General features: G+C 44.3%; 8 protein-coding genes and 8 tRNA genes. 12 read left to right on the forward strand and 4 right to left on the reverse strand.

The features are described 5' to 3' along the window. Window positions 1-29 precede the first annotated feature (29 nt). The 4 genes from AC0J2X_RS02355 to folD form a co-directional block, all read right to left on the reverse strand. Window positions 30-1748 carry a proline--tRNA ligase gene (locus AC0J2X_RS02355; protein ID WP_061486170.1) on the reverse strand — a complete coding sequence of 573 codons (1719 nt, stop codon included), beginning with the start codon at window positions 1746-1748 and terminating at the stop codon, window positions 30-32. A gap of 182 nt (window positions 1749-1930) precedes the next feature. After that, window positions 1931-2650, reverse strand: coding sequence for a tRNA (N6-threonylcarbamoyladenosine(37)-N6)-methyltransferase TrmO (tsaA, locus tag AC0J2X_RS02360; protein WP_014950151.1), 720 nt, complete (start codon window positions 2648-2650; stop codon window positions 1931-1933). Between the two features lie 237 nt (window positions 2651-2887). Continuing rightward, window positions 2888-3466 (reverse strand): DUF1415 domain-containing protein, encoded by a 579-nt coding sequence (locus AC0J2X_RS02365; protein ID WP_061486169.1) that lies wholly within the window; start codon window positions 3464-3466, stop codon window positions 2888-2890. A 105-nt stretch (window positions 3467-3571) separates the two neighbouring features. After that, on the reverse strand, window positions 3572-4426 hold the full coding sequence (folD, locus tag AC0J2X_RS02370) for a bifunctional methylenetetrahydrofolate dehydrogenase/methenyltetrahydrofolate cyclohydrolase FolD (RefSeq protein ID WP_061486168.1): 855 nt from the start codon (window positions 4424-4426) through the stop codon (window positions 3572-3574). A 345-nt stretch (window positions 4427-4771) separates the two neighbouring features. Between folD and AC0J2X_RS02375 the strand changes: the two genes are divergently transcribed. From AC0J2X_RS02375 to lon, 12 genes are all read left to right on the forward strand, one after another. Further along, a tRNA-Pro gene (locus AC0J2X_RS02375) sits at window positions 4772-4848 on the forward strand. A 24-nt stretch (window positions 4849-4872) separates the two neighbouring features. Then, window positions 4873-4949 (forward strand) — tRNA-Arg (locus tag AC0J2X_RS02380). An 88-nt stretch (window positions 4950-5037) separates the two neighbouring features. Then, window positions 5038-5113 (forward strand) — tRNA-His (locus tag AC0J2X_RS02385). Between the two features lie 7 nt (window positions 5114-5120). Continuing rightward, window positions 5121-5205, forward strand: a tRNA-Leu gene (locus tag AC0J2X_RS02390). A gap of 42 nt (window positions 5206-5247) precedes the next feature. Next, a tRNA-Pro gene (locus AC0J2X_RS02395) sits at window positions 5248-5324 on the forward strand. 169 nt (window positions 5325-5493) lie between these two features. Continuing rightward, window positions 5494-5569: transfer RNA gene (locus tag AC0J2X_RS02400), tRNA-His, on the forward strand. A gap of 7 nt (window positions 5570-5576) precedes the next feature. Next, a tRNA-Leu gene (locus AC0J2X_RS02405) sits at window positions 5577-5661 on the forward strand. A 42-nt stretch (window positions 5662-5703) separates the two neighbouring features. Beyond that, a tRNA-Pro gene (locus AC0J2X_RS02410) sits at window positions 5704-5780 on the forward strand. Window positions 5781-6126: 346 nt separating this feature from the next. Beyond that, complete coding sequence (gene tig / locus AC0J2X_RS02415) at window positions 6127-7431, forward strand: trigger factor (protein WP_014950148.1); 1305 nt, start codon at window positions 6127-6129, stop codon at window positions 7429-7431. A gap of 98 nt (window positions 7432-7529) precedes the next feature. Then, a complete protein-coding gene (gene clpP, locus AC0J2X_RS02420) occupies window positions 7530-8159 on the forward strand; it encodes an ATP-dependent Clp endopeptidase proteolytic subunit ClpP (protein ID WP_014950147.1) in 630 nt (209 codons plus the stop codon). A gap of 74 nt (window positions 8160-8233) precedes the next feature. Continuing rightward, a complete protein-coding gene (gene clpX / locus AC0J2X_RS02425; RefSeq protein ID WP_014950146.1) occupies window positions 8234-9508 on the forward strand; it encodes an ATP-dependent protease ATP-binding subunit ClpX in 1275 nt (424 codons plus the stop codon). Between the two features lie 341 nt (window positions 9509-9849). Beyond that, entirely contained in the window at window positions 9850-12201 is a 2352-nt protein-coding gene (gene lon, locus AC0J2X_RS02430; protein ID WP_014950145.1) for an endopeptidase La, read from the forward strand. The last annotated feature ends 322 nt before the right edge of the window (window positions 12202-12523 follow it).

Raw genomic sequence — 12523 nt, forward strand, 5'->3', positions numbered from 1 at the left:
TTTTCTAATCTAATCGGCGAGATCAGGCGCTAGAGTGCGGCTACAAAGTCCTTTGCTGCGCTAATATCTAACAACTGTTTTTCACCAGTACGTCTATTCTTATACTCAACATGTTGATTATCTAGGTTTCTTTCACCAATAACAATGCTGTGAGGTATGCCAATTAATTCCATATCATTGAACATGACACCCGGACGCTCTTTTCTGTCGTCAAACAACACTTCTACGCCAAGGGCAACAAGCTCTTCATAAAGCGCTTCCGCAGCTTCTTTAATACGATGAGACTTGTGCATATTCATTGGTATTAATGCAATTTTAAACGGTGCAATAGGATCTGGCCACTTTATGCCAAATTTATCGTGGTTTTGCTCGATAGCTGCCGCAACAATTCGAGATACGCCTATACCGTAACAACCCATAGTTAAGGTTTGGTGCTTACCTGATTCGCTTAGTACGCCGCAGTTCATGGCCTCTGAATACTTGCTGCCAAGCTGGAAGATATGACCCACTTCGATGCCGCGTTTAATATCTAGCGTGCCTTTCCCGTCAGGAGATGCATCGCCTGCTACAACGTTGCGAATATCAACGCCAGTAATATCTTCAGACCAGTTTACGTTAATATTTACCTTACCGCCTGCGCCTGCGCCCGTAGTGAAGTCAGCAAGGGCAGCTGCACTGGCGTCAATAAAAGCGGGTACGGGCAGGTTGGTTGCATCAGCAAACAATGGTGACACGCCAAGAATATCTTTTGCTTGTTCAAATGATGCTTCAACAAGCGGGCTTGCAACGCCGTCTAACTTCTCTGCTTTTACATCATTAAGCTCATGATCAGCACGAAGTACAAGGGCTACCCATTTGTCAGAAACTACTTCTTCGCCTTTACTGTCTGCTTCATTAGCGGCTTTCACTACTACGACTTTGACCGCGTTTGTCACTTCGGCTTCTACGCTTTTTAAGATGGCATTGAAATCTTTGCCTTTGGCATCTTTAGTCTCAACTGCAGCGCCCGATGCGACAGCTTTTTCAGGCGCAACAGCTTCAGCCATTTCAACATTGGCTGCGTAATCACTGTCGCTTGAGAAAGCGATATCGTCTTCACCTGATGCGGCAAGTACGTGGAATTCGTGAGAGTGATTACCACCAATAGAGCCAGAGTCGGCAATGACTGCTCTGAAGTCTAAGCCCATACGCGAGAATATATTGCAGTAAGCGTCGTACATTTTTTGATACGTTTCTTCTAAACAGCTGTCTTCTAAGTGGAAGCTGTACGCATCTTTCATGGTAAATTCACGACCACGCATAATGCCGAAACGGGGGCGCACTTCGTCGCGGAATTTAGTCTGAATCTGGTATAGATTGAGCGGAAGCTGCTTATAGCTGCTAATTTCATTGCGCACAAGCGCGGTAATAACTTCTTCGTGCGTTGGACCTAATACGAAATCACGCTGGTGGCGGTCTTTAATACGAAGTAACTCTGGACCGTACTCTTCCCATCGTCCAGATTCTTCCCACAAATCTGCGGGCTGAACAACGGGCATTAGCACTTCAATCGCGCCTGCTTTGTTCATTTCTTCACGAACAATATTGGCTACTTTATTAAGTACACGAAGACCAGATGGCAACCATGTGTATAGACCCGAGGCAAGCTTTCTGATCATACCAGCTCTTAGCATAAGCTGGTGGCTGATAACCTCTGCATCTGCAGGTGTTTCTTTCTGCGTGGCAAGCAAATATTGACTAGTGCGCATGTAAAGCAGGTATCCTGTTATAAATGTATTTATGACGGTTAGTGTGATGCTCTTTCGCAAACGGCAATTCGCAAAACAAAACATTGCGAAATGCTTGAACCGAGATAAGGTGTCACACGTTTGGGCGTATTCTAATTAACTGTGAGCTATTTCGCCACAGACTGTTAACACTAATAGTGTAATTATCCTAAATGAACCAGTTCGGTCACCTTAACGGCGGCATCTCTTATTTCAAACCCTACATCAATATCGTATAGCGTCACGCGGTAGGTTTTCTCATCATTTTCAATATGCTGTTTATAGGCTGGGCGAGGGTCTTGGGACAGTACCGCAGTCACCAAGGCAGAAAAACCACGGTGCTTTTTCTCTATTTCAGCAAGCGTGGGCTGGATTGTATCGGCGAATGATACGTCGCGATTGGGTATGGGGTTAATGTCATCAAGATTATCGCTGGCGCTAGGAACACTATCAGCGTACGCGATATAGGGCTTGATATCGACAAGTGGTGTGCCGTCGACTAAATCTACCCCTTCAACCACTAACTGTGTCTGTCCATTACTGCTAACCACACCTTTGTTTTTCACCACAGACATGCCAATCCCATTAGGTCGGTGGGTACTGCGACTTGCCAATACGCCCATAGTTGCATTACCACCTAGACGAGGGGCTTTTACCGTATTTTTCCAACCGCGTTCAATGTTCTGGTGAAAGATAAAAAGCAGCCACAGGTGACTGTAATTCTCTATCCCTTTAAGCAAATTGATATCGTTAAAGCCTTCTTCGAAGGTAATAACACCTTCGGCGTTAGCCAAGTTGGGCTGTCTTGGAATAGCAAACTTTTGCTTGAAAGGCGTAGCGACGGTCGCTATCGCCTCGAGAGAAAATGAATTGTGGGTATTCACGTTTTAGCCTTAACGAAGTCAAAAATGTGTAACGTTGTCATATTACTCACATAATTTGCAGGTAAAGTGACGTTTCAAGTGAAAGCTTGAGCCAAATAAACATCCTGCTTGTTATAAGGAGCTGCTTATTTGGGTTCCCTGGAGTAATCCAATACTTTGGGCCTGCTCGCATCACGAGCTTATTCTCTTTTTAGTGCGTGTTTTTTACATTGCACAAAAAGGTAAGCTTCCCGTGTTTTATCGAGCGGGCTTATCTTTTTTAAGCGTGTCTAACACACCCTCAAAATAAGGGCACCCAAGCGTCCGTGCTTTTGCAATGTTATGGCTGAATATCTTTTCGGCATCTTCTTCTTTCTTCATGTAGCGTGTGATATCAGCTTCACGAATTAAATGCAAAAGCGGGTAGGGTGAACGATTGGTATAGTTTTCAGCATCGTCTACGTCGCTACCGTCGAATACATAATTGGGGTGGAAGCTGGCAAGTTGGTAAGTGCCGCTGTATCCCCAGTCGTGCAGCATATTATCGCTAATAGCCAATACATCGAGATATTCGTTGAAATCATCAAGGGTTGAATGCGTGAGTGCAATTAGTGTTGTAGCGGTGGTGTCGTTATCTTCTAAATGCCGCAACTCATCGTATAGCGATTGAACGACATTTCCCGCATCGCCCTCAATTACCACACACCGAATTTGATGAGGTGTTCTTACATAGCGCGCAAAGGGACAAAAGTTGTGTTTTATCACAATGTCGTCAACCCATTTAAGCGTTGCATCAATTACGTGCTGTTCCCATAAAGGAGATGTTGGTTCTGCCATAAAAGGTGTAGGTCAGTTTGAGTCTGTGTTCAACGTGAGGGGAGTATAAAACCAAAAGGCAGAAATTTGATTTCTGCCTAACATTTTGGTTGAACTATTTGTGCTTTAAGAATGATATTTTACGTAAGCTTCCAGCGTATTCTCAATCAAACTGGCTACTGTCATCGGCCCAACTCCGCCTGGAACGGGGGTTATCCAGCCCGCGCGCTCTTTCGCTTTTTCGAAATCAACATCGCCAACAAGTGAACCATCATTAATGCGATTAATACCTACATCAATGACAATCGCGCCCTGTTTTACCCAGTCACCAGGAATAAAGTTCGGTTTACCTACTGCGACCACCAGAAGGTCTGCACGTTGAACGTGACTTTTAAGGTCTTGAGTAAACTTGTGACAGGTAGTAACGGTGCAGCCAGCTAGAAGCAGTTCCAGGCTCATAGGGCGCCCCACAATGTTCGACGCACCTACAATGACCGCGTCTAAACCTTTTACAGGGCGCTTGGTTGACTCTATCATGGTCATGATGCCTTTTGGCGTGCAGGGACGTAGTGCAGGAATACGCTGTGCAAGGCGGCCAATATTGTATGGATGAAATCCGTCGACATCTTTATGAGGGTGAATACGTTCAAGTACCTTTTCTGCATTTAACCCTGCAGGTAAAGGAAGCTGTACCAGAATTCCGTCTATCTCTTTATCTTCGTTTAGCTCGTCCACTAAATTTAGCAAGGTCTCTTCTGTGGTATCAGAAGGAAGGTCGAAAGAGCGAGAAACGAACCCCACTTCTTCGCACGCTTTACGTTTATTGGAAACATAAACTTGAGAAGCTGCATCACTGCCAACAAGGACAACGGCTAGGCCTGGTTGTCTTTTACCTGCTTGCGTAAGCGATTCAACATAGGAGGTTACGTGTTGGCGAACTTGTTTGGCAATTAGTTTGCCGTCAATAAGATGGGCGGTCATAGTCTTGTACGATTCTTATATGGTTGGGTGGTCAACAAGTGCCCTATATTGTTTCATAAAATAGGACTAATACTCTAGTAGTTATTGCTCTGCAATTATTCGCCACAAATGTTCAACGTAAACAACCGTTAATGGAAAGCCTGATGCTTACCCTTAAAAGAAGCGCAAACCTAGGCTAAAAATAGGTAAATACAAGGGTAATTGTTCAAAAAAACGTGAGAATGGATGCTTTGTGAGCGGTTGATGATTTTATTTAAAAAAGTGTTTGACGAGGTGGGGGGATGTCAGTAATATTCGCACCCCGTAACGGCACAGAGGCTAACGCTTTAAGGTCGGTACGATAGTCGGTGAGTGGCGCAGCTTGGTAGCGCACTTGTTTTGGGTACAAGGGGTCGCAGGTTCAAATCCTGTCTCACCGACCACTTTTTGCAGCGAAGATTCGCCAAGCGCCCGTAGCTCAGCTGGATAGAGCAACGGCCTTCTAAGCCGTGGGTCGCAGGTTCGAATCCTGCCGGGCGCGCCATGCGAGTCAGGTAGGTCCTGATAGCAAGGCTGAATTTTCGTATTTACACTGCTAAAATAAAGCGTGTAAATTGCAAACACACCCTATGGTGGGCGTAGCTCAGTTGGTAGAGCCCCGGATTGTGATTCCGGTTGTCGTGGGTTCAAGTCCCATCGTCCACCCCACTTTTTTGCGGAAGTGGTGGAATTGGTAGACACGCTGGATTTAGGTTCCAGTGCTTCACGGCGTGAGAGTTCAAGTCTCTCCTTCCGCACCATATTTTCAAGCTTTATCAAAAGCTTAATGTAAGCATTCCAGTCGGTGAGTGGCGCAGCTTGGTAGCGCACTTGTTTTGGGTACAAGGGGTCGCAGGTTCAAATCCTGTCTCACCGACCATTTATGCTTTCTTCGATTCAGTAAATACTTCTAGCCAAGAGTGATAAATCATCTGTGGGCTAGGGTATGAGTCGACTTTAACTACCGAGTAGCTATGTAAGATCCTGACAGCTCGGTAGGCGCTTATGTGTTTATCAATTCACACATAAGACTGAACAGGATTACTGTGGTGGGCGTAGCTCAGTTGGTAGAGCCCCGGATTGTGATTCCGGTTGTCGTGGGTTCAAGTCCCATCGTCCACCCCACTTTTTCGCGGAAGTGGTGGAATTGGTAGACACGCTGGATTTAGGTTCCAGTGCTTCACGGCGTGAGAGTTCAAGTCTCTCCTTCCGCACCATATTTAAAGCTCTCGCAGGGCTTTTCAAAAAGATATATCTGTCGGTGAGTGGCGCAGCTTGGTAGCGCACTTGTTTTGGGTACAAGGGGTCGCAGGTTCAAATCCTGTCTCACCGACCATTATCTTTCTCTCCTCTTTATTCATTGCTCAATAAATTCGCATAAATTCCGTCTTTTTCGCTATTTAGGCTATTAGTTTCGCTATTTGGTCAAAATGCGTTCAAATGGTTGTTACAAACTTGTGTTTGCCTCTCGACTCTTGTGGTATGCGGCTGTATACTACCGCGTCTTTTTTTAACCAGTACGTTTGTTTCAGGTTGGCTTTTTGACACAATTTCGTGTCCTAACTTTGATTTTATAAACGTCGAATAACGACCTCTACCCCGGAGTGATATGCAACTCTTGCATGACGGGAGAGGGGATTGAGAACAAAACGCCTGTAAAGGCGTATAGTTGAGGTAACATAATGCAAGTTTCAGTCGAGACGACCCAGGGTTTAGAACGCCGTCTTACTATCACCGTTCCAGCTGACACGGTTGATTCAGCAGTTAAGTCACGTCTACAGCAATTGGCGAAAACACAACGCATCAACGGCTTCCGTCCAGGTAAAGTTCCTGTAAACGTAATCAAAAAGCGTTTCGGCCAAGCTGTTCGCCAAGAAGTTGCTGGCGATGTTATGCAGCAAAACTTCTACCAAGCAGTGATTCAAGAAAAAATTCAGCCTGCTGGTATGCCGAAGTTTGAACTGACTAAAGACGAAGACGGTCAGGACCTAGAATTCACAGCATCTTTCGAAGTTTACCCAGAAGTAGAAGTGAAAGGTGTTAGCGATATCGAAATCGAAAAGCCAGTAGTAGAAATTACTGACGAAGATCTAGATAACATGATGGAAACACTTCAGAAGCAGCACGCAACTTGGAAAGAAGTTAAGCGTAAAGCGAAGAAAGACGACAAAGTTATCATCGACTTCGTTGGTTCTATCGACGGTGAAGAGTTTGAAGGTGGTAAAGCAGAAGACTTCGCTCTTGAGCTAGGTAAAGATCGCATGATCCCTGGTTTCGAAAAGCCACTTGTTGGCGCGAAAGCGGGTGAAGAAGTGACTATCGAAGTAACTTTCCCTGAAGACTACCACGCAGAAAACCTAAAAGGTAAAGATGCAGTTTTCCAAACTACCGTTAAGAAAGTAGAAGGCCTAAACCTTCCAAAAGTTGACGAAGAGTTTGCTAAACTATTCGGTGTTGAAGAAGGCGGAGTTGACGCGCTTAAAGCAGAAGTTCGTAAGAACATGCAGCGTGAACTAAATCAAACGCTAAAAGCGCAAGTTAAAGAAGACGTTATTGCTAAGCTAGTTGAAGCTAACGAGATTGATATTCCTCAAGCGCTTATCGATCAAGAAGTGAACGCACTTCGCGAGCAAGCTAAACAACGTTTCAGCCAGCAAGGCGGTGGTCAGAACCTTCCAGACCTACCTGCTGAATTGTTTACTGACAACGCTAAACGTCGCGTATCTATTGGTCTTCTTCTAGGTGAAGTGATCAAGCAGAACGAACTTAAAGCAGACGAAGCTAAAGTTAACGAGATGATCGAAACTGCTGCTTCAGCGTATGAAGATCCGCAAGAAGTTGTTGATTACTACAACAACAACCAAGAGCTTATGCAACAAATGCAGAACGTTGCACTAGAAGAACAAGCTATTGAGTGGGTTCTTGAGCAAGCAAAAGTTACCGAAGTAACTAAAGCTTTTGACGAGGTTATGAACAAACAGGCGTAATTTTTTACTGTCTGATTGACATTACTTGTCAGCAACTGCTTAAATGCTCGGAGCCTTCCGAGCATTTTTGTTTTTAACGCTAGATAATCAAGGTAGCTATGACTAATACCCCGTTTGACCCAATGAATGCACTTGTTCCTATGGTTGTTGAGCAAACCTCTAAAGGTGAGCGCTCATACGACATTTATTCTCGCCTATTGAAAGAAAACGTAATTTTCTTGGTAGGACAAGTTGAAGATCACATGGCCAACCTCATCGTTGCTCAAATGTTGTTCTTAGAAGCTGAAAACCCAGAGAAAGATATTTTCTTATACATTAACTCACCAGGCGGTTCGGTAACTGCTGGCATGGCAATTTACGATACGATGAAGTTTATCAAGCCAGACGTGAGTACAGTATGTATGGGCCAAGCTGCAAGCATGGGCGCATTTCTACTATCTGCAGGAGCAAAAGGTAAGCGCTACTGTCTACCTAACTCGCGCGTAATGATTCACCAACCGCTTGGTGGCTTCCAAGGTCAGGCATCTGATTTTGAAATACACGCGAAAGAAATTCTGTCTATTAAAGAGAAATTGAATCGCCTTATGGCGGACCATACTGGTCAAGACTATGAAAAAGTCGCGCGTGACACAGACCGTGATAACTTCTTGAGTGCAACTGAGGCAAAAGAATATGGCCTTGTTGACCAAGTTTTAGCAAATCGATCTGACGTAGCCGCAACTAAGTAGTATAGTTATAGTAGACCTGAGCCAGTGCATAGCACGTTTTGGTTTTCGGCTCAGGCAAGGCAGAGGCAAAAGTAATGAGTGATAAGCAAAGCGGTGACGGTGATAATAAGCTACTGTACTGTTCGTTTTGTGGCAAAAGCCAACACGAAGTAAGAAAGTTAATAGCAGGCCCGTCGGTATTCATTTGCGACGAGTGTGTTGAGTTATGTAACGATATCATTCGCGAAGAAATTAAGGAAATCGCGCCTAAGCAAAAGCAGGACGCTTTACCTAAACCAAGTGAAATTCATGCTCACTTAGACGATTACGTTATCGGGCAAGAACATGCAAAGAAGGTATTATCAGTAGCGGTATATAACCACTACAAGCGCTTGCGCAATGGCGACGTTCACGAAGGCGTAGAACTTGGCAAAAGTAATATTTTGCTAATAGGACCTACCGGTAGTGGTAAAACGCTGCTAGCGGAAACCCTAGCGCGCCTGCTTGATGTTCCGTTCACCATGGCTGACGCAACCACGCTAACTGAAGCTGGCTACGTGGGCGAAGACGTTGAGAACATCATCCAGAAGTTACTGCAGAAGTGCGACTACGACGTAGAGAAAGCGCAGCGCGGAATTGTTTACATCGATGAAATTGATAAGATTTCTCGTAAGTCAGACAACCCATCTATCACTCGTGACGTTTCGGGTGAAGGTGTACAGCAGGCGCTTCTAAAGTTGATTGAGGGTACGGTTGCGTCTGTTCCTCCGCAAGGTGGACGTAAGCACCCACAGCAGGAATTCCTGCAGGTTGATACCTCTAAGATATTGTTCATCTGTGGTGGTGCGTTTGCTGGTCTTGATAAAGTTATTGAGCAACGCGCACAAAAAGACACGGGTATTGGATTTGGTGCTACGGTTAAGTCGAAAGACAACAGCAAACAAATCAGTGAACTGTTTAAGCAAGTTGAGCCTGAAGACTTAGTGAAATATGGGTTGATTCCAGAGTTCATTGGACGTCTACCGGTAGTAACAAGCCTTGAAGAGTTGAATGAAGAAGCACTAATTCAAATTCTACGCGAGCCTAAGAATGCAATCACCAAGCAATATGGTGCATTGTTCTCGATGGAAGATGTAGAGCTAGAGTTCCGTGACGATGCACTTAATGCTATTGCTAAAAAGGCAATGGATCGCAAAACAGGCGCACGTGGTCTTCGCTCAATCGTTGAAGCGGTTTTGCTTGATACTATGTATGACCTTCCTTCAATGGAAGACGTGAGCAAAGTTGTTATTGATGAAACCGTTATTCGCGGTGAATCAAAACCTATCTTGATTTACGACAGCAACGAAAAGAAAGCCGCCTCTGAATAGATGCTGGTTTTGTGAAAAAAGGCCCTTTAGGGCCTTTTTTTGTTTTTAACAGCCAAAGTTTCAGACTTCGCTGTCTAATCTGATCTACGTTTAACCAAAGGGTATACCTTGAAAGTGGGTGATTTTTGAGCGGTTAAAACAAATCTCGCTATCCTTTCTACTAGATTTTTGCGTTTAGTATTGCCATTCGAGGCAAAATCGATAATGGTTATACTAAGGTCAACAGGCCCTAGAGCAGGGAAGGTAAGGTTAAGGAATTAACGCACTTTAATAAGTTTCGATTGAACTTTGCTCTTGCATCCCCATATAAAAATGACATTTCAAACTAATTGAGAACAAGTATGACAGTTGAGCGTGAAAATCGCATTGAAATTCCTGTGCTTGCCTTGCGGGACGTGGTTGTTTACCCGCATATGGTCATACCCCTATTTGTTGGGCGTGAGAAATCAATTCGTTGTCTAGAAGCGGCAATGGATAATGACAAACAAATTTTTCTAGTAGCACAAAAAGACGCTGGCGTAGATGAGCCTGAAGCGGACGACATCTATACCGTCGGTACTATTGCTACTATCCTACAACTTCTAAAGCTACCCGACGGTACGGTTAAAGTGCTGGTAGAAGGTAGTGTACGCGGTGAAATTGAAAGCTATAAGCAATCAGAGCCGTTCTTTGTTGCTAATGTAGACAAACAAACTGATGAAGAGATTGATGAGAGTGAACAAGAAGTGCTTATTCGCTCTGCGGTTTCTCAGTTTGAAGGCTACGTAAAGCTAAACAAAAAAATTCCACCAGAAGTACTGACATCACTAAATGGCATTGAAGATGCGCCTCGTTTAGCCGACACCATGGCTGCACATATGCCTCTTAAGCTTACTGAAAAGCAAAAAGTGTTAGAGATGCAGGGCGTCAATGAGCGTCTTGAATATCTGATGGCGCTGATGGAAGGCGAAATTGATTTGCTGCAGGTCGAAAAGAAAATTCGTACCCGCGTTAAAAAGCAAATGGAAAAGAGCCAGCGCGAGTACTATTTGAACGAGCAGATGAAGGCCATTCAGAAAGAGTTGGGTGAACTGGATGACGCACCTGACGAATTTGAAGCGTTATCTAAAAAGATAGCCGACGCTAAAATGCCTAAAGAAGCGGAAGATAAAGCGAAAGCTGAACTTCAAAAGCTTAAGATGATGTCACCAATGTCTGCAGAAGCTACCGTGCTTCGAAGCTACATTGAATGGTTGACTAACGTGCCGTGGAACAAGCGCTCGCCGGTTAAGAAAGATCTTTCCCGCGCAGAAGGTGTGCTTAACGAAGACCACTACGGCCTTGAGAAAGTGAAAGAGCGCATTCTTGAGTATTTAGCCGTTCAGCAGCGTGTTAAGAAGCTAAAAGGCCCAATTCTGTGTCTTGTTGGTCCTCCAGGTGTAGGTAAAACTTCATTAGGCCAGTCGATAGCTAAAGCGACAGGTCGCAAATATGTGCGTATGGCACTAGGTGGCGTACGTGACGAAGCTGAAATCCGTGGTCACCGTCGTACCTACATTGGTTCATTGCCAGGTAAGCTAGTTCAAAAAATGGCGAAAGTAGGGGTTAAAAACCCGCTCTTCTTACTTGATGAAATCGATAAGATGTCATCAGATATGCGAGGCGACCCTGCGTCAGCGCTGCTTGAAGTACTAGATCCAGAGCAAAACAATAGCTTTAGTGATCATTATCTGGAAGTCGACTACGACCTGTCAGACGTTATGTTCGTAGCCACCTCTAATAGCATGAATATTCCAGGCCCATTACTTGACCGTATGGAAGTGATTCGTCTATCTGGCTACACAGAAGATGAAAAACTCAACATTGCAAAGAACCATTTAATTGGTAAGCAAATGGAACGCAATGGGCTTAAAGCGAAGGAGTTGGAAATTACCGATTCTGCCGTTATCGGTATGATTCGATACTATACCCGTGAAGCCGGGGTTCGTAGCTTAGAGCGCGAAGTATCGAAGGTATGCCGTAAAGCCGTGAAAGATATTTTGCTTAAGAAGAGCAAAGACAAAGTAGTAGTAACTCAGGATAACCTTAAGGACTATCTTGGCGTTCAACGCTTTGACTACGGTAAAGCGGACAAAGACAATCAAATTGGCCAAGTTACAGGACTTGCTTGGACGCAGGTAGGTGGTGACTTACTGACCATTGAAACAACGTCGGTTCCGGGCAAAGGCAAAATGACATCAACGGGTTCGTTAGGTGATGTGATGCAAGAGTCTATTAAGGCTGCTATGACGGTGGTAAGAAGTCGTGCAGAAAAGCTTCGCATAAACGATGACTTCTACGAGAAACGTGATATTCACGTGCACGTACCTGAAGGTGCTACGCCGAAAGATGGCCCTAGCGCAGGTATTGCTATGTGCACTGCACTTGTCTCGTCACTTACGGGTAACCCTGTGAAGTGCGATGTAGCTATGACCGGTGAAATCACCCTACGTGGTGAGGTGCTTGCTATTGGTGGACTTAAAGAAAAACTATTAGCTGCGCATCGAGGCGGCATTAAAACTGTCGTTATTCCAAAAGATAACGAGCGTGATTTGGAAGAAATTCCAGACAACGTGAAGAAAGATTTATCAATCCATCCGGTTAAGTGGATTGATGAAGTTCTTGATATTGCACTGCAGGAACCTGTAGAAAGCGTCAAGGTGGTTAAAAAATAACTTAATCGACGGGCTACAATCCTTTGTTTTTAAAGGCGTGTAGCCGTTTTTTTGCTATAAAATTGCAATAATTGAACAAAAAATGTGCATTGGGCGAAAGAAAACCTGATTTTTTTAAAATTAGGGCTTTCAAGTCGCAAAAGTTGTGTTACCTTTAAGTGGTATTCGCTTGAAGCCTTGCCACAAAAGGGATTGCAGCGATTCATTAATAAAGTTAATTATTTGTGACTGAAGCTTGATGTTAACAATCAAGCTTGCTATAACGTTCAAGCAAAATCGTTTTGGACAAACAGTATAATAACAATCGAAGGGGATCATAATT

The sequence above is a fragment of the Alteromonas sp. R7 genome (assembly GCF_055755235.1).